The sequence below is a fragment of the Pedobacter nutrimenti genome, assembly GCF_003208655.1.
Taxonomy (GTDB): domain Bacteria; phylum Bacteroidota; class Bacteroidia; order Sphingobacteriales; family Sphingobacteriaceae; genus Pedobacter; species Pedobacter nutrimenti.
In genome coordinates this window covers 386,624-412,226 of sequence record NZ_QKLU01000005.1, presented here as the reverse complement: position 1 = coordinate 412,226, position 25,603 = coordinate 386,624, and the positions used below count along the sequence as shown (strand labels likewise).

Genomic DNA, 25,603 nt, shown 5'->3' with positions numbered 1-25,603 from the left:
TTGGCCGCCTAGTTTGTTGTATATTTTTTTATTCTTGTCTTATATTGTTAGTTTTACAACTTCAGTTTGGTTTTGTGACGAAAAACATAAAATATTATCCAAGAATCAGTAAAAATCCTTTTCACTTTGATCATGTACACATCAGGTGGGACCAACAGGTGCCTTTACATCAGCAGGAAACCTGGGAATTGTCTTATATCATCACGGGCAGTGGAGCAAGGATTATTGGAAATGTATTGGAGAATTTTAACAAAGGTGAGGTTATTCTTATTCCACCCAATATTCCACACTGCTGGTCCTTTGAACAGAACAATCATGATGACCAGGGAAAGATAGAAAACATCACCATTGTCATGGATGATCATTTTTTAAAAAAGGCGAAGGAGCTGTTTCCCGAGCTCAGTACCATTGTGGCCGAGGTGCTCAACAACCATAATGCAGTTTCCTTTAGTGGTCCCATCCTGGAACGTCTTCAGAATTTGATGAAGGCGATGATCACTGAAAGCGAAATTGAAAGGATTGGTTCCTTTTTCAGGGTTCTGGAATTGATTTCACATGCTAAGGATATGCACGTAGTTGGACGGCCCATACAGGAGAATAAAAAAGAGAAGAAACTTCAGGAAATTCACCTATACGTACTGGGCAACTACCAGCAGGTGATCACATTGGATGAAATTGCAAAAGCGGTGGGCATGCAGCGCTCTTCATTCTGCGTGTTTTTCAAGAAAATGACAGGTAAATCTTTTTTTACCCATCTTACCGAGTTCAGGGTGGAGGCTTCCTGCCAGATGCTGTTAAAAACAAGCCTTTCTGTTGCTGAAATTTGCCTGGTTTCGGGCTTTAACGATGTGCCTTACTACAATAGGGTTTTCCGTAAGATCAAAAAAACGACACCTGTTGCATACAGGTTATCGATGAAAAAAACTGATTTGGCAGAGCTGAAATCTATGATCTATTGAATTTCAATAATCAGCCCCCCCGGCAGGGCCTTTTCCGAACCATTTCCTAAGTTCGAACCAATTTCTGCAAGATCTGCTCAAAATCGTTCCTCTACCCTATTATCCATCTAATCTATCGTTTTCTCTATGGCTCTTTTTTGTTCATTGTCTCTGCAAATAGTAATTGCTTTCTGTTGAACAGGTTATTTGAGTTTTCGAGATGTATTAATGAACCTATACTATATTTGTATTATAAAACTGGTTTAATCGTCTCTTGTGTGTTATTCGCACACAAAAAAATGTAATTTGGACTATTTAAATTTTGATTGAACAATGAATAGCATTCGTACCACCTTTCTGGATAAAATAGACAATGAAATTATTGAGAAAGAAAAAGTGTTGGATTTATTTATAAATTTAAATAATGTTGATTTAACATATTCCAACACCGGCTATTTTCAATTGAGAATTTCTGATGAAAGCAACATCATTCTACACTTCTCTATTCTTAATAAAGAAAGTATATCATTCAGGTATGACAATAACATACCCAATAGCAGAGATGGAGATTCCTGGTATACCTCAAAAGGGAACGAGGATTTTAAAATGATAGATGCAGGCGATGAAAATTATGTTCCAGAAAACTCATTTTTACCATTATACCTTTCTTTAGAACTCATAACTGCATTTTTTAATCATCCACTTGAGAAGTCTAACGTAGTGAATTGGAACAATGTGAATAATTTTGATTAGTACTGGTAAGAAAAACATAATCATAGCTCATAAAAATAGTTCTCTGTAAACACTTTTTATTCTTTGTTACTCACCGGGAGATTTCTATGGTTAAACAAGGATTCTTTATCTTTTTAGTACTCCTTTCCTTATTGATGAATAAGCAACAGCGTAAAGTGTTCTAATCAGGCAGGGACACTTTATGTTACATTTCAGTCCTCGACCAATTGCAAAATCCAGTCTGACCATGTTAGGTTATCACCGAATCAATTAATAAAAAAACCCGGTCAAGTCATTTTATTTACTTGACCGGGTTAGCAGAAGATATTCCCCTTTATTGCGAAGTTAAAGTAACAATCGTATACCCATCGCCAACAGAGTTCGGTTTGCCGCTGTTCTGGTACAATACAGGACTAATGGTCAAAAGCTGGCTGCTTCCCTTGATGTACTCCAGGATTCCGTAATTATTTTCCGGGTCACTAATGCTCAGGTTATCCGTGCGGGTATAAGGTAGTTCGGTGGTGCCTGTTTTAAACACTTTAAAAACTAAATTATGCGTGATTGCATCCGTGTTGGCCGGTACCGGTATTTCCACAAAACCACTAAAAGAAGCCTTAACATTGCTAATGAGGTGAACCGGAGTTAGTGTAAAATCAAAAGTACTGTTATCAACGGCCTGGTCATAGAGTTGAATGTCCACCGGGCCACCGTAAAAATCGATAAAGGTCGTTTGAAACCTGATCTTGAAGCCCATATTTTCAGGACTGGACACAGGATGGAGTACAATTTTATCGGTAATGGCGGTACCATCATAAAAAATCTTTTTTGTTTGTTCATACGGTGCCGCAACTATTTTAAACTGCCCCACTTGTTTGCCATCCTTTTTTTTACGGATCATCATTTGGGTACCTGCTGTAAAAAGACTTCCCCCTTTCATGATGAAACTATTGTCAATGGCGGTGCAGATCAATTTATCTTTTACGACAAATTCCAATGTATCGTCAAGTATAAAGCCCTGTAAAGTTAAAGATACAGGAGTTGTAAGATCAGGCTGTACAAGTTCCCCTTTTTGGCAGGCTGATAATCCGGTGGCTATTAAAAGCGTTATAATAAAATATTTTAAGAACTGTTTCATAATCGGTTTAAAAATTATAGATAAATGAAGTGCTGTAGGTACGGCCAAATTTTTGTTGAAACCTGATCTGATCGCCCTCTTCGTAATTATTGCTAAAACCTGGTTTTAGGCGATAGGCTTTACTTTTATCGGCTCCGGCATTATTCCCCGGAATAAGTTCATAACTGCCTGTATTGCGATAAATAGTAGAAGCATTGTTCGTGAGGTTACCCGCGTTAAACTTAATTTCCAGTTTATTTTTCAGCAAGCGGTAGCTGATCTGCAGGTCCAGTTGTTCCCGTGGTTTTTCGTATTCAATATAGGTTGGGTCATCACTAACCACATAGGTTTTATAGCCAGATTTATTGTAAACGGCATTAAAACCCAAATGCTTGCCCGTGTATTGTAAGCCCAGGTTATACAGGTAAGGCGACTGCCCGTACATGGCACGCTTTTGCTCCACAGGAACCTGTAAGGAAGGTTTGCCCACCTCTGGATTGTTAACCGCATAGGTGGCCTGCACGGTTGATTTTTGCAAGGTTAAATTACCGTAAGCGGTGATGTCTTTCAAAACATCTAAATTGGTTATAAAGCCAAAGTTTTTACGCAATTCAAACTCCAGTCCGTAGACTTTTGCCCAATCGGCGCTTTGCAAATAATAATTATCGCTGCCATTATAAAAGTAAGTGAGCTCGGCAGGTTTATCAAAACGCTTATAATAAGCTCCTACAGAAATAATTTCGCCCAATCCGGGGAACCATTCTGTTTTAAAATCATAACTGTTAATGCGGGTACTGTACAAACCTTTGTTGCCATACAAACCATCCAGGTAGGGACTATACCTAAAAAATGGGTTATTGTCCATCAGCTCGGGCCTCACCACACTGCTGGAAAAAGCGGCCCGGATGTTAAGGGATTGTATAGGGCTATAGGTTAAATTTGCCGAAGGGAGCCACTGCCAGCGCTTATCAGGCTTTACACTGAATACCCCGGCAGATTCTTTGCCATTTGTCCCGGATTTGATCTCCGTATATTTATAATATTCGCTACGCAGCCCCCATACCAATCTTAGCTGGTCAGAGATCCGGCTATCAAATACGACATAACCGGCGTGTGTTTGGCTTTTACCATCATAATTATCTAAAAAGAAGGGTTGAATGGCATAACTATACCGGTCATAACTCAAATTTTCGGGTTTGGATGCCTCGCTTATAGGCTTGTATTTTAAGCTATCGGGGCCATTGAAGGAAAGGGCTGCAATCTGCCAGTCAAATGTCGCTTTTTTCCAGTTGCCAAAATAACCAGCTTTTACACTGTTGCGGATACCGGCAAATGTAAAAGGCAGGGTACTAGATAGGTTCAAGGAATAATGATTTTCTTTATTTTCGGTATGCTGACGTGAAGTGAGCTGGATAAGGGGTTCGGTAAACTTACTGCCACCATACGCATATTGATAGTCACCATTGATCAAAAACGGGCCACTTGAGGCAACCACTGCATCTTTTTCCTGTCTGCTTACCGAGGTCCGGGCCGCATCCCACTCTATTTTTACTTTCCCCAGTTGGTGTTGCCCGCTCAATTTATTCTGAAGCAAGGTGGTATAGGTAGGATCATCGGCCTCCACCACCCGGTTGGGTACGCCCAGAGGGATGAAACTACCGCCGTTCTCCTGATCGTAGCCCGCTATCCTTGCGAGTGTATTGTCATACACGTGGGTATAGGTATTGCGCAGGCTAAAACGGTTGTTGCCCAGTTGTAAGCCCATATTTAACAATGCCCCCAAAGTGGTGTTAAACACATATGCCGCACCGGTATTTAAGTCGGGCCGCGGTATTTGCCAGACTCCCCTGGACAGGTTGTCTATGATATTAATCGTTTGTGTATTGCGATAACTCAGGGCGCCTGTAAAACCGAATTTGTTCTTATTAACGGTATCTAATGCAAATAAACGGCCTATTGAAAACTGGTAATTTTGCGAAGGGACTGCTTTATATTTATACAAGGTAAAGTTGTCGTTTGTAAACTTTTTGCTTTGAGCAGTTACCTTTTTTTGAAAATCTGCTTCTGAAAGTTCGCCCGGGGTGTTGGGGCTCGTGTTTTGGTTCGTGTGTACCAGCCCTGTGGGGAAATCCCGCCGGCCATCATCAAAACCAAAGTAATCATACTTACCGCGTTTATGGCTCAGAAAATCTTTCCCTGTGCTTTGGTCATTATAGGCGGCACCTGCTGTAAAACTCATGAAATTTGCACTGGGGATATCCTTGGTATTAATTTGAATCAGCCCACCCCCAAAACTGGCATTCATATCGGGCGTAACCGTTTTGCTCACCACCACTTGATCTACCAGGCCGGCAGGTATCATATCAAAAGAAAAATTACGACTTTGTGCTTCGGTACTTGGCAGTACCGTTCCATCCATCATGGCGGCGTTATAGCGTTCGCCTATACCCCTCACCAATACGAACTTATTATCCACCGTACTTACGCCACTGATCCGTTTTAAACTTTCGCCAATATTTTTATCGGGTGTTCGGGCAATCTGTTCGGCACTAATGCCATTACTGATCTCAGAAGCATTTTTCTGTTTAACCAACAGGCCTTCTGTTGAAGCTTTTTTATAACCCGAGGTAACCACCACCTCTTTCAGCCCTTTGGTGTCGGGCTTTAAAGAAACGTTTAAAGGTGTGTTATCGCCTTCAGTGACCACCACACCTGTAATGCGCTTTGTGGTAAACGAAATATAGCTGATCTCTATGGTATAGGTTCCGGGCTGAAGGTTTAGCAGGTAAGTCCCGTCAGCACCGGCCTGGGTTCGGGCACCCGTCTCTACTATTTTCACAGATGCCCCTGGCAATATTTCACCTTTCTCGTCCAGTATTTTGCCGGAAACCCTACCAGGCTTTGGGGGGATGGGCTTGGTTTCAATAATCACATGGCTTCCAACCAGGGTATATTTAAGGTTGGTATTCTTCAACAGCATTTCCAGTGCCTTTTGCACGCTGATTGTTTTTTCAGTGGCATTGATTTTTAGGGATGGATATTTGTCGATCTCCTGGCCGTAAACCAGCTTAAGATCGCTTTGTTTTTCAATTTCCTTCAGGGCTTGCCTGAGGCTGGTGCTTCCTTTTGGCAAGGCGACCTGCAGCCTGGAAATGTCCTGGCCTTTACCCTCACTGGCAAGTAATACGCCAATAAACGTTAGCTGTGTAATCAGTAAAACAAAGGATAACTTCATAAGAAATAGGAAAAACGGGCGTAGTTGTACTACTTTTTGCATAGTTTTGTTTTATTACGGATGGTTTAATATTAAAATGGTCTGTATACCCGGATTTTCCGGGAATTCTTTCATTAAGCCGCCAATCGCCAAAGAGCCGGCTTTTTGTAAGTCACTGGACACCCTGCCTAACCGGCGGGGTGTTCTTTTTTATTTTCGGTTTGTATTTTTACATAGGCATCACTTCTTTTTAAAAACATGAAAGGATTTGTTGTTCTTTGTTGTATAATTGAATTTTCCACCTATCGACAGCACTTTCATGACCTGATCGATGCTTTCATCACTTGAAAATGTGGCATTAACGCGGTAGGTAGCTATTTTGTGGTCTGTAAAATTGATACTCACATTGTACCAGCGTTCCAGTTCTCTGGTCACCTGTTCTAGCGGAACGTTATCAAACACCAGCTTACCCTGTTGCCAGTTTTTTAGGTTGTCCACTTCCACATTGCCTGGTATGACGCTTTTTGTTTGGCTGTTCCAGCTCACCTTATGGCCTGGCGTAAGTACGGCCAATGGTATTGCCTTACCGTTCTGGTGCTGGCTCACGCCTACCCTTCCGGTCGCTACCGCAACGGTCAATACTTCGCCTTTAAAGGCATTGATTTTAAAGGAAGTTCCCAAAACCCTGGTCTGGATGGTTCCGGCATGAACAATAAAGGGATGGGAGTGGTCTTTTTTCACCTCGAAAAAGGCCTCTCCCTCTAAGCTGATCTCTCTGGTATTGCCCACGAAGCGTTCAGGAAAAGTGACTTTGCTGCCTGCTCCAAGGTAAATTTCGGAGCCATCGGGCAGTATGATTTTTGAGCGTTGGCCAAATGGATTTTTTCGTTCTAGCAACGCAATTTGTTTATTTGTGGTTTCTTTATCCCTGCTGATTAAATAATAAGAACCTATTCCAATAGCCAGAACAGCCCAAATTGCCGCATAGCGCCAGAAATGGAGTTTTTTGATGGACCCGGCCTGCTCCTTCAAATGGGTATTGTTATCGATCTGGTTAAATACTTTCTGTTTCAGACCGGCAATAACTAATGCGCTCTGCTGGTCCTCTTGCAACGACTTTGCCCAGGTTTCTCCATCCTGCTCGAGCATAATCTGGTGTAGTATTTGATCCGTGCCGGGCTGCTGCATCAGTTCGCGAACCAACTCCAGTTCTTTCGCACTGCATTTATTTTCAAGAAATTTTTTAAGTAAAATTTTAGCTGCTGTTTGTTCCATGATCATTGGCCTTCCTATATAAAGGCGCAAATCGTGAACACGACCACCTATGGAGTTTTTAAAAAAAACGAACAAGACAACCAACATTTTGATTATCAGCTGAATAAAATTTAAAAAATAAATATTGCAGAAATCAGGTACCGAGTAAAAAGGCTAGAAGGATCAGGGTCGGGATATCGGTATACTCTTTCAGATTGGTACGGAAAAAAGCCAGGGAGGCCGCCATATAATTTTCTACAGTATTCACCGATAGGTTCATGCTTTGGGCAATTTCCCGATAGCTCATGTTTTCTTCCCTGCTCATTCTAAAAACCTTTTGCCGCTGTGGGCTCAGTAATGCCAGCTTTTCCAGGTACAGGCTTTCAGTTTCCTTATACTCCAGGTCCTGGTCAGCAGGCTTTCCGCTAAAGGCCAATTCGTTTAAAAGCAGGTCGATTGGAGTGGTCTCCAATACTTTTTTTCGCAAATGGCTTATCACCGAATTACGCATGGCCCTGAATATATAAGCCGAAAATTCGGTCTTCAGATCTATCGAATGTCTTTTGTTCCATACCCACAACATCAGGTCCATTACCAATTCTTCTGTGGTTTGGGAATCATGGAGGTATTTTAATCCAAATTTGTACAATCTTGGTGTGTACCTGTCAAAAAGCGCTTCATAAGCCAGGCGACTGTCCCGCCGGCATTCTTCTAACAGTATCTGATCAGGAAGCTCCTTGTGTTGGAAAGACATTGTTTCTAACCGTGGTTTGTACCAACAAAATTAGGATCAGCAGATCATGTCCAGGTTAACTTATCATTAAGAAACTTATGTTAAACCTTTAGCTTGCCTGAAAATAAAGCCTGTTATGCAGTAATCTTAGTTTTGTAGCAAAACCAACCCAAATGGCTAATTCATGGCTTCACATAGACTATTTTCGTTTTAGAGGGACTTGTCTGCAAATAGTTTTTGACTTAACCTACAAAGCATCAAACCACAGAAAATCAAATGGTTGAAAGCATTCCGGTCAAGAAGTTCAAATAAGGAACAAATTTCAAAAAAACGATGCCCGGTATTCATGATTTGGAAAATCAGGGTCTATTTCATATTTTGAAGATATGAATGAAAGTCCCGCACATAACGACCGCATCGCAAAAATGACCTTTGCCTCGGTCTATCCTGCCTACCTTTCAAAAGTGGAAAAGAAAGGAAGAACAAAAGAAGAGCTAGACCAGGTCATCCAATGGCTAACCGGATTTAGTATGGAAAAACTTCAAACACTGATGGAAGAAAAAGCCACTTTCGCAACATTCTTTAATACAGCTACACTAAATCCAAAGGCGGTATTGATTACCGGCGTTATTTGCGGCTATCGTATTGAGGAAATTGAAAATCCACTGACGCGGCAGGTACGTTACCTGGATAAGTTGGTTGATGAGCTGGCAAAAGGGAAAAAGATGGAGAAGATCCTGCGGACCTGAGGAGATATTAAATGAACATCGGTGACTAGCTAATAAAGCGCCGAAATGTGTTTCGGCGCTTTATTCCGCTGACGAATTCAATGGATGCAAAAGAATTTATCTTATTTCTCTACCCAGGTTTTCTCTCCTTTTTGCATTTTGTCAAGCGTAACCTGATAAGGCCCTTTTTCCTTTTCAGAAACCAGTGCAATGGCTTTTTGCTCTGCTAAAATCGCTTCTTCCTTTTTTCCAATTTTGTAAAGCAGGTTGGCATAGGTATCTAAAAATGCTGGTTCTTTGCTCTGTGTCTCTTCAATACTGCGTTTACTCCAGCTCAGGGCTTCAGCTACACATTCTGCATCTTTGCAGTTCTCAAAAACCGACCAGGCAAAACTATTCAGCATTCCTCCGTTTGCTTCTTTACCATACTTACGCATGTAAGATAATACCGCCGATTGAAATTTAGGCCAGTTACCAGCCCCCTGATAAAACTGGACCTGCAGAAGGTCCGCTTGCTGGCTGATGTCGACAGTGGGATATTTTGATTTTGCTATGGCAACCAACGAGTCTAAATTTACGTTAGGCTTTTTTAAATACGGGTAAACTTCCTCCTGAAGAATGATCCCTCCAAGGACATCATTCACTTTTTGTTTTCCAAGTACTGCATCTACCTTTTGACGGTCTTTCAACATCAGCTGAAACCCTTTACTCTTACTGCTTTGCGTAAATCTGGCCAAAAATTCCAGGTTTTCTTTAGTATAAAGATCTTTCTGCGTATCCAGGTAAGCCGCAGCCAGCTTTCCTGCATTCTCCTTATCATACATGTCCCCTGCAATAAGCGCCAATTGTTTTAAAGCTTCCGGCGACTGTTTACCCGCTTCATATTTTTTCAGCAGGGTATAATATTGTGTTTCCGGATGCAATGCTTTTTCTGCCCTGGCGATGAACTGGTCTGCTTCCCCTCCCCCAACAATACGGTGTACAAGCTCCCCTTTAGGTGAAAAGATCAGAAAAGTAGGATAAGCCCGGACCTTGAATTCTTTATCGATGGCCTCCGCATCGGCATACCAGCTTTTCACTTCTTCATTATCTCCGGGGGTTTTGTCGAACTGAACCTTCACATTCACAAAATTCTTATTAAAAAAAGCACCTACTTTTTCCTGAGGGAAAATGGTACTGCTCATGTATTTGCAGGGACCACACCAGGTGGTAAAACAATCTACCAGAAGATATTTATTTTCTTTCATCGCTTTTTCCTTTACCTGCTGCCAGGTTAAGCCATGTTCGAAATGTGTTCCTTTATCCTGTGCTGCACCCAGCAGGGGAATCAGTAAGAAGAAGAATAGTAGTTTTTTCATTTGCTTTTTTATTTACATTAAAAGATTATTTATTGAAAATAGCTTTTGAGCAGCTTCTACAAAAGGTAGTAATCATAAAACTAAGATTAGTTTTTCCAATTATTTAATGTTTAATGTAATTATTTTTTCTTATACCCGGACGATCCTAGAGTTTATCATGTTTTCGCCCCTTAAGGCTGCAAATAGTGTGCACATTTGTGGTATACACAAAAGCGAGTACTGGAAGCTATTCTGGCTGTAGTGGATAAAATATATATTTATAAATCTGCAGCCAACGAAACCTGACTTCTATTTAATTTAACTTAAACATGCAATGATAAATTGGCTCAAAGACCATAGCTAATAAAACGTCCGTTCAAAATGAACTTCGCCAAGGGTCAAAAGTGCAACAATTGAAAATGGGAAGCGTCTTATAATTTTACGCTTATTAAATTTCACATGCGATCGAACCTGCTCACCTTGCTTCTGCTGTTTTCCTTTACCTGCATATTTGCACAGGACACCATCCGTTTTCAAAAACAAGTGGACCAAACCGCAGCGATACTGCAGTTGCCGGGCTTTAGCATAGCCGTAGTCAAAAATGGCAAAATAGTTTACCGTCAAATGGGAGGCTATTCGGACCTTGAAAAGAAAATCCCGGTGAAAGAGGATGACCTGTTTATGATTGCTTCGGTGACCAAGACCATGACCGCCAACCTGGTTATGCAATATGAACAGGAACATAAAGCCTCTCTTGACGATTACATGCTGCATTACCGTTATATCGATATCGGTTTCGGCTGGCCTTATAATGTAGACGTGAATACCCGTCTCAGACACTTTCTGTCCCAGACTTCTGAAGACGGCCCTGGAAACTCCTTCGTTTACAACGGCTCGCGCTTTAACTATATGTACGGGCTTTTTGAAACCGCAGGCAATCATACACCCGAAGTTGATGCCTACCAACTGGAGCTGCAAAAACGGGTGCTAAGCCCACTGGGCTTGGACCATACCATTTTTGGTTTTCCAAAAGACCGTACAGATACACTGTTCAGGCATATCGCCAAACCCTATGTTTATGACCAGGTAAGTAAACGTTTTATGGAGAACACCGTCAATTATAAGCGTTGGACAAGGGCATTCCCTTCTGGGGGTTTGCTTTCAACCATCGGTGACCTGGTCAAATATACCAACAGCTATGACAAACATACACTCCTGAGCCAGGACAGTTATCAAAAGATGACCTCAGCGACAGTACTGAACGATGGCTCGTTAAGCCCATATGGGCTTGGCTGGTTCAGCGAGACATTCGCCGGCAAAAAGCTCCACTGGCATTATGGACAGGCAGATGATTATGCAGCGCTTTTTATCAGGGTACCGGAAACAGGCTATACTTTTATTTTCCTGGCCAATTCCAACGCCCCTTCAGAAGCGTTGAGGTTGGGTGCCGGACAGATTTGGGAATCGCCTTTTGCAGCGGCCTTTCTGGAGCATTTTATATTCAACAAAGATGCTCAGGCAAAACAGCAGCTTGAGCCGGAAAAACTTATTGGTAAGGCGCTGTGTTTACGCTATACAGAGAAAAGAACAGGATTGTACAAGGATGAGGCAACAAAAATCATTGCGCAATTGGCCAAAGCATACCCGGAACGCTTTCGGCGTTATGATCCGGGCCTGACCTATTTGCTTACTGATCTGCGCGAACCGTCCTTTTATCAGCTGACCGATCAGCTGGCCGAGGCTTACCGGGTTTATGGACATGTGCAGCCATATGTCCTGACCGACTTGGGCAATTATTACCAGTCTTTGGGTAAAAGTACCAAAGCGCTGGAATATTACCTTAAGCTCGCAGATGCTAAAGGCTTCGAATTTTGGCAGCTATCCGCGCAAGCAGCCCGTAAAGCCGGACAGATACTCTTGGGTCAAGGCAAAACGCAAGAAGGACGTACATACTATTGGAAAGCCATTAATGATATGAAGCTGCAATACGCCCGTGACAATAGCATTCTTGAGGTGATTAAAGAAATGAATGCCCTGTAAAGAGTGCTTTCAGAAATACTGGAAACCTTCTTTTGGACAACCCGTCAGGATTTCAATTTGTAAAACATCCTACTGGCTGAGAAATACAGTTTTATTAAACAGGTATTGAGTATTTTAGTGTAATTTTTACATCGTATGAAAAAAGTAATTCAATTATTTTTTATGACACTGTTGGCGAACACTCTGTGCTATTGCCAGACAGAAAAACCTGACTATGTTTTCAACGATCAAACCTTCGATCAAGCCATTTTAACTTTTGTTCCCATAAAAAGGGCCGGCGTAACCGACGACCAATATAATTTAGCTTTACGCATATTAGGGGAAACCAAGTCCAGTACAAAGGCAGGTTCCGAAAAATTAAATGTTGCCGACTACTGGAACATTACGGGAGCTTTTGTTAGGCTAAAGGAGCCCGCTGTAAATATCGAAATCGCATTTAAAAAGGCCATTACTTTAGATGCGGATGCGGTCTGTTCTTATGTAAAGGCCTTCGGCGGTTCTCCAAACCTCGAAAAAACAATCCCCGAAACATTTTTGGCTTTTTATGCCAAGTGCTCCCTACCCCACAACAGCAGCACCAAACAGTTGGATCCCAAGCAATATGCGAAGGACAATCAATTGGATGAAAAGCTTGTATCGTTATTTTCCTTGATGCAGGTAAACGACCAGAAATTCAGATCTACAACACCTTTTGATGCGGTCAAACAAAATCCGTTTGATCTTAAAAATCAACATCTTGTTGATTCACTTTATGCTGTTTATAAAACATATATAGGAAAATCTTATGTGGGAAAAGAATATGAAAGCGTCATGTGGGTGGTCATTCAACATTCCAATATACAAATGATGGAAAAATATTTGCCCGATGTCAGTAAAGCTGTTCAAGAAAAAGAATTGCAGGTTGTACCATTAAAAATGTTGATAGACCGGATTTATTCTATTAAATACCATTACCAGATTTTTGGAAGCCAGGTCAACGTACCTGTTACAGACGATCAAACAGTAACAACTGTCAAAAAGAAATATAAGATCGATTAAACAGATTAATGGGCTTATGAATAAACACTGCAACTGAAAACGAAGGCCTGGCGAGCACCAATGGATGTTAAAGCATTAGGATTTATGGATTTGTTGCAGCCAATAAAATATCCAATACTTTGAAGTATACCATTTCAATATCAACCTGATCTGTATTGCTGAGCAGTACAACTCCTATTTTCTTTTCAGGAACCAGTGCCAACATACTTCTATAGCCAATGTCGCCACCATCATGTAAATACGTTTTATAACCTTTATAAGGGAGGATAAACCAGCTCAAGCCCATATCTGCATTAAAATCAGGAACATGAATTGTAGGGCTGACCATTTTTGAAAAAGTAGCAGAAGAAATGATCTGCCTGTTTTTATATTTACCTTCATACAAATTGGCGATTGCCCAATGAGAGAGTTCCAAAACGTTTGAGTTTAACGTCGAACTTGGTGCGTGCATTCTATTGTATGGATATACCGCTCTCAAAACAGGCGGGTTGCCCGTATGTGGAGAAGTGCGCAAATCTTTTTTAATTTCGGGATAATAAAAGCTGCTTTCGTTCATTTCCAGTGGGCTAAGGATATTGTCCTTTACATATTTTTCAAAGGGCATTCCAGAAACCTTGGCAATCAGATCCCCCAATACGTCATATGCGATATTGCTGTAGTGATACTCAAGGCCCGGGCCACTCTGCATTGCTGAATCAGCTAAGCTTCGCGTATAACGTTCCAATGCACCTTCATCGGCAATAGCCTTATCCCAGTCGTAATATTTTTCATCATCAGCATTAGAGATGTCCAGCATTCCGGAAGTATGGTTGAGCATTTGTTTAATTGTTATTGCTTTATACCGTATATCCTTCAATTTAAAATAAGGGAGATAAGTAATTAAGGGTTTATCAATATCAATTTTACCTTTTTCAGCGAGCTGCATCACTGCCGTAGCGGTGAATGTTTTGGATACAGATGCAACATGATAAGTACTCAGCGGGGTAAGTTTCTCTTTACTTTGAACGTTGCTAAAGCCAAATGATTTGGTGTAGACTATGTCTGGACCATTGGTTATCGCTATCGAAAGACCCGGTACGGTTTCACTGACAGTCTGAAGATAGGCTTCGATTTCATAGAATTTTTTACTTTCTGGTTTTGGTTGTTCTGACTTTTTGCAACCACAAACAATCAGGAATAAAACAAGAATAACGTAATAAAAGGGGGAGGTTTTCATTTTGAATTTCAGTTTTTTATATCCTCCATATGACATCTAAGTCCGCTCTTACCCCTACTTTACGACAAAAACATTAAGCCACAGATCTTTTGCTTAGCATGTCTGTTATGGGTTTTTGTTTAAAGTCAGCATAAAAAAGATGAGTGATCGAAAAATACTTAATTTTAGTAATGAAAAACAGGAGATTACATGATGCCTGATCAGTCTAACGAAAACTTAAATAAGTACTATACCACAATTTTTTCACCTTTAACGGAAAAAGACAAATTGGTCATTGAAAAGACGATAAGGAATCATTACCAGATAAATGTTTTGCTGTTACCGCTGTTGGTTTTAATATTTTTTTGGGGATTAGTCTATTTTTACATTTTCCTTATCCTTGTCCTTTCTTATAACCTATCTGCTTTTTACAGTATCCGCAAAATTAGGCGCTCGTTACATCATCAAAAAATGGTACTAAGGGGTAGAATCACTCAAAAGGAACCACCTGCAGAAGAAATGATTTTGTTTTTTGGTCCGGAAAGGTTTGACCTAACCTATGCAAATATCACTTACCCCCTTGAAGTTGGTGATACGATTTCTATTCATTATTCGCAATTCAATACGAAACAAAGAGGGGTCCTTCTTAGTGTGGAAAAAGATAATTATCCAATCAGCTATACAATGAATGTTAAGCCTTAGTTAGTTCGCTATATTGTTATACTTTGAAGTGATTTGCGTCAGTTTGCCCGTCCATCTCCCAATACAAAAGGATCTAAAAATATTCTCCAGCAAGTCATCCATGATCCCCTCCCCTAAATCATAAAGCGCCAGTTTAATATCCATCGATAAAAAATCGGATTTATCAAAAACAAACAAGTGATTAATTTCTAAACAGCCTATGGTCTATTGTTTAGGTTGCTGTTGTGTTACACAATGGATCATGCCACCATTTGCATATAAATTTCTTACGTCAATACCCACTACCTCTTTTGTGGGATATAATTTTTGAATGATGGCATTAGCTACCGCATCATTAACATCGTGGTAGTTTGGAACCAAAACGACCTTATTGGCAATATAATAATTCACATAAGAACCTTTGTAGCCAAGTTCTTTTCCATAGGCTGTTGTCACTGCATTTTTTGTCAGGGGCAGCTTCACGATCCGATAAGGTTTCCCTGATTTGTTTTTAGCCTGATAAAGTTTATCAATATCATCATCAGGTACCTGCCAGTCCGCCAGATCATCTTCCGACATGGTGACCAGAGTGCTTGAATTTCCAAAGCGCGCAAAACCATCTATATGCATATCGGTTATTTCCAGTCCCGCCTTGCCATTTAACCAGATAAAATGAGTTACACCAAGGTATTTTCTAAAAATAGCCTCGGCTTGTGCTTGAGACATTCCCGGGTTTCTGTTGGAATTTAAAACAGCACTTTTGGTGGTCAGTAAAGTTCCGTTCCCATCAATTTCAACTGCCCCTCCTTCGTTGATCATTACTGAATTTAAGTCGACCCGTGTTTTCCCCTGAGCGCTAGAAATCTTTGATGGTATCGCGTTACAATTGGTAAAAGCGGCTTTTTTCCCCCAACCATTAAAGCCCCAGTCTTCAATAAGCAATTTACCTGCTCTATCCCTCACATAAATTGGCCCGTTATCCCTAACCCAAAAATCATCGGTGGGAAAAATGTAAAAATCTACATTTGCTAAAGAAACATTCGCTTCATGCAGCATTTCTTCAATTTTCTCTTTTTCATCCTCATCATAGGCAATGATGTGTACCTTTTCACTCCTTACCAATGCTTCAGTCATGGCTATCCATGTCTCATCAAGCCTGTTTGAATAGGTTTCACCATATTGATATTCATGAGGCCATTGAAGCCAGGTACCTTCATGGGGCTCAGATTCTTCGGGCATGGTATATAAAATGCCATTGGTTTTTGACAATTGGCTTTGGTTTTTCTGCGCAAAAACCATTAGAGGAAAAACCACCATTAAATAAAGTATTTTTTTCATCCCTTCAGTATTTTATTACTGTTAATTTAATCATTTTAACCTAAAAGTCGTCATAACCGCTCCATGATCTGAGGGATACCATATCTTATGGGTATCAAATACTTTTGATGCCAGGGGTACAAGCCCATTTCCCTTGTAATAGATATAATCAATCCGGTCCTTAAAATATTGCTTGAACTGAGGACTCCAGGTAATTCCCCTATTTTTTAAGGGATCTGGGTACAGCACGCGAAACGAATCTTTAAATCCGGCATTTTCCATTAAAATACCTGTCGGAAAAGGCATAATATGTCCCTTGTTTAGATGTTTAGTCGCCTTGGTCCAATCCAGATGGGAACCTGTGTTAAAATCCCCGCAAAAAATCACTGGGATATCATTGGCAATATCTCCTTTTACACCTTCCAGGATCTGCTTCAGCCTTCCTGCATTTTCCTTTTTTTGCTGTTCCATCCAGGAAGCACTGTCTATGGCCACATTTTTTTCCAGATCGTCCCAATAGTCAAAGGGATAATTAAGCCAATTGGTTATAAACAGTACCTTTTTTCCTGCACCCAGGTTAATATGGGCCCCTCCATTGTAAAAAGACTGGATACCGATAATTGTTTCTCCAATTGGATAACGGCTCATAATGGAAAGATTGGTACTTCGGAGGTAAAAATAATAACCCAGTTCATCCGCAATGCGGGCGCCTGAACCATAGGTCTCCTGCATAGAAATGACATCTGCACCTGATTCTTTAATTACTTCGGTAATGCGGCCCGGACCAACATACTTTCCGGTCTCACGCCCCCCGTGCCAAATGTTATAGTTCATTACTTTTAACTGTGCAGGTACCCTCGCCCTTTCTTTTTTTAATGGGCGGCCACTAACGGAAAAATACGAACTCATCACTTGGGAGGCATCCCAGCTATTATTGTACACCACAAGTTCATCAACCATCCCATTATAGGTTTCCCACTCACTCAGGTCACCACTTGAAGTACCGCCAATGGTCAGCTGCGTCTGTTTTGTTAGCATATCGCTCAATTCAGGCGTAAAATAAACGGCCACGTTCTTTCCATCGTAATATAACCGGACCTCTTTTTTCTCTTTGTTGAAAGTAAAAGCAAGCTGGTGCCAGTTTCCATCATTAATAGGCTGTCTGCGTAAAGTAGGCCGATACTCATATTTGCTTTTACCATGCATGGCACTCCAATACCAGGCCCCCGTTGCCTGTTTCCCCAATTCCCAAACGGTCTGTGTACTGTCTGTTTTTTCTTTCTTATTTGATAACAAAATATAAGCTTCATCATCTATCTGAGCTGCTTTAGTCCAGACCACCGTGGTAAAGGAACCTGAGGCCGGCATGCTCAACAGTTCCGTTTTTATCGGCTTTCTTTTCTTTGCAGTCGCCGTCAGGTTCAGTGCCATGCCCTTAACCCCCGCTGCGCTTTCATAAGCTGCAGGATGTTCAAATTTTTCCTGAAACAGCAGTTGGTTTTGAGCGCTGGCAGCGGAAAGACTAAATATACAGCCCAGGGCCAGTATCAGTTTCTTCATATTTACAGTCATTTATTTAATTAGCCATATACTTGTATTGGTATGGTCTCCTTTAGCATATTGATGGGCCAATACAGCTTCAACATGCTCTTTGTATGAATTTAAAAAACGGATAGTTTTGCTTCAATTTTCAGGAGATGGTTCAGCACATCTTTCTTCATAGCGGCAGAAACAGTTCCATAGTCATTGATCAGGTAGACTCTTTTTTCCTGCATTTTGTCCGGAATACGAATATTCTTTTTGCGATGATCACCTGCTCTCACTATCCTGATCGTATAATATGGACCAGAGGAAGGGTGAATTGTAATCTCATTGAAATCTGATAAATCAGGATTATTATTGATATTCCGCTGCCCGGTTTCGGCATTAAGATAAATATCAGTGTTATCTATCTTGTAATGGGGATTATTACTATCAAAATTACGATAGGTTTGGGTATTACCATGCTTTAAAATAAAATGCTTCACAGCCTCGAATCGATCAATGGTGAAATCGTTGGTGATGTCAATAAAGTGAGTTTTATTAAAACCCATGCATGGTATTAAGCAGGCGAACAACAAAATATATTTCATATTAGGCAGCGTTTATTTGTTTTATCCCAGGTTCTGTAAAAAATGTTAAGGTCTTCTTCTCCATCCAGTTTCAGCTTGTGTTTAATCCGTTAAGGACTTATACATAAGGCTTTAGGTTATATTTGCAAGAGGCTAGTTTTTATGGAAAACATGCTCTCCTCAATTTCCAGCAATAAGCTTGGGATGGTATTGCATAAAAAATGAAGTCTCTCTATAGATTTTTCGATCATGGTATCGTGTGTTCGATTCGTAAAGTTCAGTTAAATATGGTTTTAAACTCGCCTGCATTTATTTCATACAGGGTACACTCCTGCAGTCTTTTATGGTCTGCTAAACCCGGATGGTTAAAGTTTTTAGTTTTTTTCATTCCAATTTTTTTCATGACCTGCTCGGACTTCAAATTAACTGTGGGCGCTATGGCCATCACTTTTTCTAATTTCAGCTGGTTAAACGCATAGTCCAGACATCTTTTAGCACCCTCCGTTGCGTAACCTTTATTCCATTGCGCTCTCTTTAGTCTCCAGCCGATGTCAATGCATGGCGTGAAGTCAGCAGCAAAAACCTGTTCTGACAAACCAATAAAGCCAATAAATTCACTGGTTTCCAATTTGTCTACAGCATAATAACAAAAGCCTTTTTCTTGAAACTGATGCTGCATTCTCTCTATAAATTCGGTGGTTTCCTGCCTGGATTTGGTGCCAGGAAAAAACTCCATAACCTCTTCATCTGAGTTGATTTCGGCCATGATTTCGACATCTGTCATTAACCAGTTTCTAAAACCCAATCGCTCTGATGTAAAAATGTATTTTTGTTCGCTGATCATTCATGTTATCCTTTAGTTACTTCTTCAAATATAAAATAAAAGGAAATAAAGATATTTTGCATTAGGGCCCTGTAACTGAAAGCAATGGACCCTTTTAAGTTTTTGACCGAAATTTCTTCTGCTGTTTTTTTGTGGAAGGGCTTAAATTTAGAGTATATTTTTTTTCATAGTCCCTTGTAATTATGCGTGGGCAATTGGACGAATGGGTCATCTGGTTGGGAATTAAACTGAAAAATGATTAAGTTTCAGACTGACCAGTTTTTTTCGACCTGCTGTTTTAAAATACCTATCTCCTACCCTTCTGAAAGCCCTTTTTTCAAAATTCAACTGCCCTCTCAAAATATTGGTTTTATAGTCAAAAATATTCTTTATAAATCAAAATTTAATTTTATAGAAATTATTGGTCTTTTAAGTTATTTGTATATATTTGATTTGTATTAAGCAACTATTTTCCCAACAGGTCAAAACCGTCTGTCTAAACCGGATGGTTTTGATCCTCGAGGGAATTAAATGATCAGCAAACAATGAAGTAAAACGAAAATAATATATCAACTTCTTAACTGAGGTATTAATAAGAGTCTCGATCGACAAATTCTCACAATAACATCCCACGAGACAATAGATTAATGCCCATGACAATATTTTGCATACATTTGAATGCACTATAGCGTTATGGGCTCTATTGTAAATCCGTTTGGGAAGGCCGTGAGAAGCCAGTCGATGCGGTATTTGGGGTCCATAACGCTATTTCTTTTTTAAGCTATAGCTATTTCCTGAATCCCTCCCGGGGCTCATTTAAAACATATATTTTAAATGAAGCAGGAAAGCCACCAAAACCCAAACCAGCCCAATTCAATTCCTTTATCGGCCCAGCTGATCAGTTCTTTCTTTTCAGACTACCATCTGGAAGAAAGCCAAAACCTGCTTTGGCAACTTTTTAAACTGGCCTTTTCCGAAAACTGGGCGAGCCTTTCTGTAATCGAAAAGGAAAACCTGACCACCTTTTACGAACAATTGGATGCCCTTTTGGTGGCTGTTTATTGTAAAGACGCCTATGAAAACCAGGGCAAGCAGGAATGACAAAATCCCTTAAACTTAATTAAATACAACCATGAAAGAATCAGAAGACACAGACATTGTGGTGCATGAAATCACCCCAGCCCAGGAGCAAGCGCTTATTGAAAAATTATCCAAACAGCTTGGCCTGAGCATAGAGGAAGTTCATTTCCGGGTAAAGCGATTAATTGAAGCCGGTGAAATCAGACTGGAATACCGGACCATGGGCAGCGAAGGTGCTGTTTTTGTACAGTTTGATAGGGCGGAATGAGGGAGTTTTTGTTCTCTCTTTTTTGATAGATGTTGGATATTGAAACCTACAAAGCCCAGGAACTAATTAATTCCCGGGCTTTGTTTGCTCCGTCAAATAAATGCTGATGTCTAAAAACAAAAAACCAAATTACCTGATTTAGGCTTTTGTTTAATTAGATGGGGGTTTTGGCATATCTGAAGGATAATCCTTTTTCTTACTCTTTGGGACTGTACAATATCCATCTTCATTTTTGTATGCCTTTTCTCGATCCTTTGCAAACTCTTTTTTATCTAGAGCTATAAAATTAACTTGTATTGTTTTAAATTTTTCTGTGATACTATAATTTACCTGCCCGTCAAAATACAAATTCAATGTATCCTTTTTAAAAGTATAGATAAAAGGCTCCAGACCTTTTACAGCATTCAATGTATCTCCCTTTTTTAACAGTTTATTTCGATCGCTCGAGACAGAAGAAATTTGATTATCATCTGTTACACCCCAGTTTAAAGTGTTGATATAAATTTTCTCTTCTTTACTAGATACAAGCTCCTCCGTATTAAATGTACCATTTCCGCTGGAAGAACAGCCCGTTATGGCCATTAGAAACATACCTATTAAAAATGCTTCAGTATTCAAAAATTGCTTATATAATATATTTTGACAAAGCATTTTCTTTTAATAATTGTACTAATGATGGAGGTCCACCTCCTTGCAACTCACTATGTTCATAAATCAGTTCCCAGTACTGCATACTTTCTGGATCTTGATATAGAACATCCCACCCACTTTCATCGGAAGCTATCCGTATTAAGTAATTAGCGCGTAACCAATATATTCTCTCACATTGCTCATCCTCGATTATTTTTCGACCATTAAAAGTCCAATTACCCGTAATCTTTATTTCGTTTGAATTTATCATCATGGTATTACTTTTTTGATGAAATTGATAAGCATTGGGCTAAAAAATACAACCACCAGACATTAAAATTAAATACAATTATATACTTAAAGAAGAGTTCGCCTCTATAAGACTCAATAAAAAATTATAGGCTTTTATATTGTAAGCCCATGATTGGCTAAAATAGGTTTAATAGAAGCATCATTAAGTTCTACCGTCTTAAGAATTGCTATTACTTTTTCTATATCTCTTTTTTCTATTGCCTTTTCAAATTTATCCATCAAACCACTTACATATAAGCGTTCATTTACTGTCATTCCTAAATATTTGTTTTCCATAATTTAAAATGTCGGATTTGCACCAGACGCCCTTGTTTTATTTACATTTTTCGGATTAATTATATATTCAGGTATTCCACCTCCTCTATTTCCATCTAAAGGTTCAGCTGCTTTAACTTTTAATATATTTCTATGATCAACGGTCCCCTCTATTACAAACTGTCCCGTATTTACCATGCCACTTTCCCCACCAGAAGGCAAACCGGCAGCATCTCTAAAATTGGACACAGTGTTAGGATTAGTTGGCGTCCAGGAAAACCCATCTCCCTTGGCATCACCACCATATACTCGATAGGCGTTAAAAACAGATCAGGCGAAATTAACTTCCCATATAATCCATTTGCTCCACTATCGATATCCTTCAATAGAATATATCCTAGTTTATTCAATTCGTCTTTAGTTAGCTTTATTAGTCTTAATTTATTTAGCTTCATCGATTAGGTTGTCTTTTTTGGTCCTATATAAGTTGGAGAACCTGTTTCTCCTTCCGAATTCATTACTTCCAAACGTAATTACTTTTCGACAAGAATTACCTTACCGAAAACACAAATGAAGTACAAGCACAAATACATTTGCGCTTGTACTAAGAAGATTTCAATATAATGTTCTACTTAATATATGATTCGAGAAAAAAGGTCACATCCTTTTCAAAACTTTCTCTATCAAACCGTTTTATTTTCACAGAATCGAAAACTATAAACGATTTTAAAAGTTCTGTAGACAACATCATTTTCACTTCATTTTCATTTGCATTCACAAATGAATCATAGTCTAGCTTTATATCATAAACTAAAGAATCCGTTCGTTCGTAGGGTCTTCCATCCTCAATTGTAACTTTCTTACCCTTTTTATATTTTGGCTTTCTTACTTTGAAAAAAAAGTCAAATTCCGAAGTGACACAAATAATTCCGATATAAAGTGTCTGTAAATCATCTCCATAATCCTTTTTTTTAAAAAACTCCGCAACCTGATCGGATAACTGTTTAATATAGTCCGAAACTCCATTTTTTATAATAGGTTCAGAGACTTCCATTGTTAACGCAAATTCCATTATCTAAATATTTTATTTCCAGGTGGCAAAGAACCGTGTGCAATTACATACTTATAGATTTGCACTTTTTCTGCAACTTTTATTTCTACTTGATTGCCCGGAAACTGAGGAGAAAAATCACTCCTTCTTTCCTTAAGTAATCTTGTGAATATCTATCTTTTGAGGTGGTTTCTCCATATTTCCATACATCCCCCTTATTTAACCAAGCATACAAAGACTTTACTTCTATCATTTGTTATCAATAATCTTTCTAATAGGATTCAAAATTAAAGTTTCAAATTTTTTCTTTTGAATTGAGTTCTCAGAGGAATTGAAATCTCTGTTAATATCTTTCCAATTCCCTAGCTCATCACCCTGATTTATTCCCACAAAACCAAGCGTTGTAGATCCTCCAAAGCCTTTCGGCCTAGTCCAAGCATAAATAATTTCTTTGCTCTCTGGATAATAAAAATAAAGACTGTACCAATGATCATTGGCATTTTCTCTCCCCTCTTTCAAACCGAATTTAACAGGAGGAGTAAACTGAGGGTTTTCCATTTTAAATTGATGAACTCCTTTTATTAGCTCACTTTCACTAACATCAAATCCATAGGTTTCAGCATTTGGATAACTTCCCGGCGAATAAAGTTCTGCCAATTTATAAAGACCAACGCCTACAAGAACAGCCAAAATTCCTAATGTAATTTTTTTTAAAACACTCATAATAAACTATTTTGAAGGGTTATTAGCTATACTCCCTTATCACTTATCTAAAACCACATTAATATTGATGTAATCCCTAAAAAAGGACTATTCATCCTATATAACGTTTTTGGTAGCGCTGCCTCGCCTAACCCAACTCCAATCAAATATGCCTTTGCCTTACTCGAAATCACAAAAATTCACCTCATAGTTACCGAGCGGATTATATTTTCATATAAGAATTTTTCCTCCTCTTTTACTTTGTAATAATAGTTTTAGAATAAGGATGATATAAATACTTCCCTAATAAAGTTTGAAACATCTTTCAATAGATTTATTGTTGTAATGATATTCAATAAATAAAAGGGATGTGTAATTATATCCCTTTTATATAAAATGCATTTCCAACTATATTTTATATAATTTCAAATCTTTAAATCCTACAATAAGATGGTGAATTCCACTATGAAATCTTAAAACCCAAAAATCTTGCATACGGTCAGACTTCATAAATTCAACATAGGAACTTTCATTGAATTTTTCAAGAAATGTATCTATAACATCAAATTGGTCATCAAAATTTTCCTGTCTAAAGACAAAATATGCAATATTAGATAATACTATATTGTAATTAACTTCAGTATCTGAGCCTTCTATACATAAAATATCTAAATGTAACGCGCCAAAATCTAACTTGAAGTTATTTATTACGACTATTGAGTTTAAAAATGTTCTATCTAAAATCGTATTCATGTTGCTATAAATTTACAAGGAACAAACTGGTGAATTTTAGCTATTTTCAGTTGTATCATTTCTTTCATCACATTATTTGTTAATAGAATTCTATGATCCGCAGAATGTCCAGATCCAAAAAATTCGCGAGTTCTTATGATATGAAAATCCTCCGTTTCTGGTTTAGGGAAAAAACCAATTGTGCTTGGTGTGTACTTGACTCTTCCACAAACTGGACAGGTAGAAAATTCCAGCCCATTCATATTTAATTCACGTTTTAGTTTGGGAAGAAGAACTTGAACAACCGATTTTGCGGTCTCATGACCATTCTTCAATTTAAGAGTTCTCCTGCTCAATCCCATTTTTTTAAAAAACTCTTGGTATAAGTCTGTTTCTGAAAATAACTCACCAAAAACCCAGTGCAATGTTGCTACTGAATTTGGTTTTAAATTCGGTTCTTTCTTAACTATAAAATCAGACTTTTGATCACCAAAACAGCCACAATTATAGCAACTGTCTAAATAGGTGTTTTCTAAAAACTTCGGTTCTTCAGGTTGTGGATATGCAAAAGGTCGCCCGCCAGTGAAACATAATACTTCTGCCTCAAAAATTTCCTCGTCAGTAAACTCTGTTCCTATTATACTATCATCTAAGTTAAAAGGAATGATATAATTTCTAATCGCTTTATATTCTATTGATTCTTCATCAAGATCCTTCGAGAAATACCCGGGTTCAAGTGGAATTCCAAAAAATTCCTCCAATTTTCTTTGTTTTGACTTATTATCAATATTGCCAAATATTCTTCTATAGATTATCATGTATTCACTTATAAACCAAGTTTACTTAAAATTTCAGGATAATTTTTATAAATCACTTTAGATGCGTTTTCAACATTGATCTTAGACGCGGTTAATATAGTTGGAACTACCCTTGCTCCCTCAATAACGATTTCGCTTCTCCAAGCATTAGTATAGTCTGAATGCTCTACTTTACAAAGTACATTTGATATCATCTTACTTACCTACACTCCAAGACCTTTTGCAAATCTTTTCCGACAAGTTAGAGTTCATCATGTTCTTTGCCTTGAGATGGGATTTTTTCAGCCTTAATAATATGTTAGAGATATGAGAAGAGCTTAGCTATTTGAAGGAGGTGAAAATATTTTTTTTGAAGCCTAAAGAATAGAAAAGAGGCTGTCCAAAAGGTTGGACAACCTCTTTAACTCATCAATAAAGTCTTCGATAGAAAACCTGATTGTTAATACAAGTCTATATTATCTCGAGTTAAGTTAATAATATCTACCTCAGGAACCAATCTC

General features: G+C 38.9%; 26 protein-coding genes. 8 read left to right on the top strand and 18 right to left on the bottom strand.

Going from position 1 to position 25,603, the window contains the following annotated elements:
* Positions 1–74: 74 nt before the first annotated feature.
* Both B0O44_RS16715 and B0O44_RS16710 read left to right on the top strand, forming a co-directional pair.
* Positions 75–959, top strand: coding sequence for an AraC family transcriptional regulator (locus B0O44_RS16715; RefSeq protein ID WP_146229861.1), 885 nt, complete (start codon positions 75–77; stop codon positions 957–959).
* Between the two features lie 312 nt (positions 960–1,271).
* Positions 1,272–1,691 carry a hypothetical protein gene (locus B0O44_RS16710; RefSeq protein ID WP_110832969.1) on the top strand — a complete coding sequence of 140 codons (420 nt, stop codon included), beginning with the start codon at positions 1,272–1,274 and terminating at the stop codon, positions 1,689–1,691.
* 313 nt (positions 1,692–2,004) lie between these two features.
* On the opposite strand, the gene B0O44_RS16705 is transcribed toward B0O44_RS16710, so the two are convergent.
* The 4 genes from B0O44_RS16705 to B0O44_RS16690 all read right to left on the bottom strand — a co-directional run bounded on the left by B0O44_RS16705 (position 2,005) and on the right by B0O44_RS16690 (position 8,006).
* Positions 2,005–2,805: a hypothetical protein gene (locus B0O44_RS16705; RefSeq protein ID WP_110832967.1), complete on the bottom strand. Its 801-nt coding sequence runs from the start codon at positions 2,803–2,805 to the stop codon at positions 2,005–2,007.
* Positions 2,806–2,812: 7 nt separating this feature from the next.
* Entirely contained in the window at positions 2,813–6,019 is a 3,207-nt protein-coding gene (locus tag B0O44_RS16700) for a TonB-dependent receptor (protein ID WP_170123361.1), read from the bottom strand.
* A gap of 219 nt (positions 6,020–6,238) precedes the next feature.
* Positions 6,239–7,279: a FecR family protein gene (locus tag B0O44_RS16695; RefSeq protein WP_170123360.1), complete on the bottom strand. Its 1,041-nt coding sequence runs from the start codon at positions 7,277–7,279 to the stop codon at positions 6,239–6,241.
* Positions 7,280–7,406: 127 nt separating this feature from the next.
* Entirely contained in the window at positions 7,407–8,006 is a 600-nt protein-coding gene (locus tag B0O44_RS16690) for an RNA polymerase sigma-70 factor (protein ID WP_110832961.1), read from the bottom strand.
* A gap of 365 nt (positions 8,007–8,371) precedes the next feature.
* Between B0O44_RS16690 and B0O44_RS16685 the strand changes: the two genes are divergently transcribed.
* Positions 8,372–8,734, top strand: coding sequence for a DUF2200 domain-containing protein (locus B0O44_RS16685; protein ID WP_110832959.1), 363 nt, complete (start codon positions 8,372–8,374; stop codon positions 8,732–8,734).
* Between the two features lie 101 nt (positions 8,735–8,835).
* On the opposite strand, the gene B0O44_RS16680 is transcribed toward B0O44_RS16685, so the two are convergent.
* Positions 8,836–10,071: a thioredoxin fold domain-containing protein gene (locus B0O44_RS16680; RefSeq protein WP_110832956.1), complete on the bottom strand. Its 1,236-nt coding sequence runs from the start codon at positions 10,069–10,071 to the stop codon at positions 8,836–8,838.
* Positions 10,072–10,509: 438 nt separating this feature from the next.
* On the opposite strand from B0O44_RS16680, the gene B0O44_RS16675 reads away from it, so the two are divergent.
* Together B0O44_RS16675 and B0O44_RS16670 are read left to right on the top strand one after the other, a co-directional pair.
* Entirely contained in the window at positions 10,510–12,090 is a 1,581-nt protein-coding gene (locus B0O44_RS16675; RefSeq protein ID WP_110832953.1) for a serine hydrolase domain-containing protein, read from the top strand.
* A 135-nt stretch (positions 12,091–12,225) separates the two neighbouring features.
* A complete protein-coding gene (locus tag B0O44_RS16670) occupies positions 12,226–13,128 on the top strand; it encodes a hypothetical protein (RefSeq protein ID WP_110832951.1) in 903 nt (300 codons plus the stop codon).
* Between the two features lie 82 nt (positions 13,129–13,210).
* Here B0O44_RS16670 and B0O44_RS16665 read toward each other — a convergent pair whose 3' ends face one another.
* The gene (locus B0O44_RS16665) at positions 13,211–14,344 is read right to left on the bottom strand and encodes a serine hydrolase domain-containing protein (protein WP_170123359.1); all 1,134 of its coding nucleotides are present in this window, start codon (positions 14,342–14,344) and stop codon (positions 13,211–13,213) included.
* A gap of 189 nt (positions 14,345–14,533) precedes the next feature.
* Here B0O44_RS16665 and B0O44_RS16660 point away from each other — a divergent pair, with 189 nt between their 5' ends.
* Positions 14,534–15,025: a hypothetical protein gene (locus tag B0O44_RS16660; RefSeq protein ID WP_110832948.1), complete on the top strand. Its 492-nt coding sequence runs from the start codon at positions 14,534–14,536 to the stop codon at positions 15,023–15,025.
* A 204-nt stretch (positions 15,026–15,229) separates the two neighbouring features.
* Here the strand turns inward: B0O44_RS16660 and B0O44_RS16655 are convergent, their stop codons facing one another.
* The 4 genes from B0O44_RS16655 to B0O44_RS16640 form a co-directional block, all read right to left on the bottom strand.
* Entirely contained in the window at positions 15,230–16,342 is a 1,113-nt protein-coding gene (locus B0O44_RS16655) for an agmatine deiminase family protein (protein ID WP_110832946.1), read from the bottom strand.
* A 30-nt stretch (positions 16,343–16,372) separates the two neighbouring features.
* The gene (locus B0O44_RS16650; RefSeq protein ID WP_170123358.1) at positions 16,373–17,881 is read right to left on the bottom strand and encodes an endonuclease/exonuclease/phosphatase family protein; all 1,509 of its coding nucleotides are present in this window, start codon (positions 17,879–17,881) and stop codon (positions 16,373–16,375) included.
* A gap of 101 nt (positions 17,882–17,982) precedes the next feature.
* Entirely contained in the window at positions 17,983–18,414 is a 432-nt protein-coding gene (locus B0O44_RS16645) for a hypothetical protein (RefSeq protein ID WP_110832939.1), read from the bottom strand.
* A gap of 295 nt (positions 18,415–18,709) precedes the next feature.
* Positions 18,710–19,276, bottom strand: coding sequence for a GNAT family N-acetyltransferase (locus B0O44_RS16640; protein WP_110832937.1), 567 nt, complete (start codon positions 19,274–19,276; stop codon positions 18,710–18,712).
* 813 nt (positions 19,277–20,089) lie between these two features.
* Here B0O44_RS16640 and B0O44_RS16630 point away from each other — a divergent pair.
* Together B0O44_RS16630 and B0O44_RS16625 are read left to right on the top strand one after the other, a co-directional pair.
* Entirely contained in the window at positions 20,090–20,356 is a 267-nt protein-coding gene (locus B0O44_RS16630) for a hypothetical protein (RefSeq protein WP_110832933.1), read from the top strand.
* A gap of 31 nt (positions 20,357–20,387) precedes the next feature.
* Positions 20,388–20,603 (top strand): Lrp/AsnC family transcriptional regulator, encoded by a 216-nt coding sequence (locus B0O44_RS16625; protein ID WP_110832931.1) that lies wholly within the window; start codon positions 20,388–20,390, stop codon positions 20,601–20,603.
* Positions 20,604–20,753: 150 nt separating this feature from the next.
* On the opposite strand, the gene B0O44_RS16620 is transcribed toward B0O44_RS16625, so the two are convergent.
* The 8 genes from B0O44_RS16620 to B0O44_RS16585 form a co-directional block, all read right to left on the bottom strand.
* Positions 20,754–21,221, bottom strand: coding sequence for a hypothetical protein (locus B0O44_RS16620; protein WP_146229860.1), 468 nt, complete (start codon positions 21,219–21,221; stop codon positions 20,754–20,756).
* A gap of 7 nt (positions 21,222–21,228) precedes the next feature.
* On the bottom strand, positions 21,229–21,507 hold the full coding sequence (locus tag B0O44_RS16615; protein ID WP_110832926.1) for an Imm27 family immunity protein: 279 nt from the start codon (positions 21,505–21,507) through the stop codon (positions 21,229–21,231).
* 131 nt (positions 21,508–21,638) lie between these two features.
* Entirely contained in the window at positions 21,639–21,821 is a 183-nt protein-coding gene (locus B0O44_RS16610) for a hypothetical protein (protein ID WP_110832925.1), read from the bottom strand.
* Positions 21,822–21,824: 3 nt separating this feature from the next.
* A complete protein-coding gene (locus tag B0O44_RS24885; protein WP_146229859.1) occupies positions 21,825–22,049 on the bottom strand; it encodes a hypothetical protein in 225 nt (74 codons plus the stop codon).
* 379 nt (positions 22,050–22,428) lie between these two features.
* Positions 22,429–22,872, bottom strand: coding sequence for a hypothetical protein (locus tag B0O44_RS16600; protein ID WP_110832917.1), 444 nt, complete (start codon positions 22,870–22,872; stop codon positions 22,429–22,431).
* Between the two features lie 228 nt (positions 22,873–23,100).
* Positions 23,101–23,574 (bottom strand): hypothetical protein, encoded by a 474-nt coding sequence (locus B0O44_RS16595; protein ID WP_110832914.1) that lies wholly within the window; start codon positions 23,572–23,574, stop codon positions 23,101–23,103.
* Between the two features lie 387 nt (positions 23,575–23,961).
* The gene (locus B0O44_RS16590; protein ID WP_110832912.1) at positions 23,962–24,306 is read right to left on the bottom strand and encodes a hypothetical protein; all 345 of its coding nucleotides are present in this window, start codon (positions 24,304–24,306) and stop codon (positions 23,962–23,964) included.
* Positions 24,303–25,103, bottom strand: coding sequence for a hypothetical protein (locus B0O44_RS16585; protein WP_110832910.1), 801 nt, complete (start codon positions 25,101–25,103; stop codon positions 24,303–24,305). The genes B0O44_RS16590 and B0O44_RS16585 overlap by 4 nt, the downstream gene beginning before the upstream one ends.
* Positions 25,104–25,603: the final 500 nt, after the last annotated feature.

Bases quoted from the DNA above. Each gene is read 5' to 3' on its own strand.
- B0O44_RS16710 (WP_110832969.1), top strand. From the start codon at position 1,272: ATGAATAGCATTCGTACCACCTTTCTGGATAAAATAGACAATGAAATT.
- B0O44_RS16705 (WP_110832967.1), bottom strand. From the start codon at position 2,805: ATGAAACAGTTCTTAAAATATTTTATTATAACGCTTTTAATAGCCACC.
- B0O44_RS16700 (WP_170123361.1), bottom strand. From the start codon at position 6,019: ATGAAGTTATCCTTTGTTTTACTGATTACACAGCTAACGTTTATTGGC.
- B0O44_RS16695 (WP_170123360.1), bottom strand. From the start codon at position 7,279: ATGATCATGGAACAAACAGCAGCTAAAATTTTACTTAAAAAATTTCTT.
- B0O44_RS16690 (WP_110832961.1), bottom strand. From the start codon at position 8,006: ATGTCTTTCCAACACAAGGAGCTTCCTGATCAGATACTGTTAGAAGAA.
- B0O44_RS16685 (WP_110832959.1), top strand. From the start codon at position 8,372: ATGAATGAAAGTCCCGCACATAACGACCGCATCGCAAAAATGACCTTT.
- B0O44_RS16680 (WP_110832956.1), bottom strand. From the start codon at position 10,071: ATGAAAAAACTACTATTCTTCTTCTTACTGATTCCCCTGCTGGGTGCA.
- B0O44_RS16675 (WP_110832953.1), top strand. From the start codon at position 10,510: ATGCGATCGAACCTGCTCACCTTGCTTCTGCTGTTTTCCTTTACCTGC.
- B0O44_RS16670 (WP_110832951.1), top strand. From the start codon at position 12,226: ATGAAAAAAGTAATTCAATTATTTTTTATGACACTGTTGGCGAACACT.
- B0O44_RS16665 (WP_170123359.1), bottom strand. From the start codon at position 14,344: ATGAAAACCTCCCCCTTTTATTACGTTATTCTTGTTTTATTCCTGATT.
- B0O44_RS16660 (WP_110832948.1), top strand. From the start codon at position 14,534: ATGATGCCTGATCAGTCTAACGAAAACTTAAATAAGTACTATACCACA.
- B0O44_RS16655 (WP_110832946.1), bottom strand. From the start codon at position 16,342: ATGAAAAAAATACTTTATTTAATGGTGGTTTTTCCTCTAATGGTTTTT.
- B0O44_RS16650 (WP_170123358.1), bottom strand. From the start codon at position 17,881: ATGAAGAAACTGATACTGGCCCTGGGCTGTATATTTAGTCTTTCCGCT.
- B0O44_RS16645 (WP_110832939.1), bottom strand. From the start codon at position 18,414: ATGGGTTTTAATAAAACTCACTTTATTGACATCACCAACGATTTCACC.
- B0O44_RS16640 (WP_110832937.1), bottom strand. From the start codon at position 19,276: ATGATCAGCGAACAAAAATACATTTTTACATCAGAGCGATTGGGTTTT.
- B0O44_RS16630 (WP_110832933.1), top strand. From the start codon at position 20,090: ATGAAGCAGGAAAGCCACCAAAACCCAAACCAGCCCAATTCAATTCCT.
- B0O44_RS16625 (WP_110832931.1), top strand. From the start codon at position 20,388: ATGAAAGAATCAGAAGACACAGACATTGTGGTGCATGAAATCACCCCA.
- B0O44_RS16615 (WP_110832926.1), bottom strand. From the start codon at position 21,507: ATGATGATAAATTCAAACGAAATAAAGATTACGGGTAATTGGACTTTT.
- B0O44_RS16610 (WP_110832925.1), bottom strand. From the start codon at position 21,821: ATGGAAAACAAATATTTAGGAATGACAGTAAATGAACGCTTATATGTA.
- B0O44_RS16600 (WP_110832917.1), bottom strand. From the start codon at position 22,872: ATGGAATTTGCGTTAACAATGGAAGTCTCTGAACCTATTATAAAAAAT.
- B0O44_RS16595 (WP_110832914.1), bottom strand. From the start codon at position 23,574: ATGAGTGTTTTAAAAAAAATTACATTAGGAATTTTGGCTGTTCTTGTA.
- B0O44_RS16590 (WP_110832912.1), bottom strand. From the start codon at position 24,306: ATGAATACGATTTTAGATAGAACATTTTTAAACTCAATAGTCGTAATA.
- B0O44_RS16585 (WP_110832910.1), bottom strand. From the start codon at position 25,103: ATGATAATCTATAGAAGAATATTTGGCAATATTGATAATAAGTCAAAA.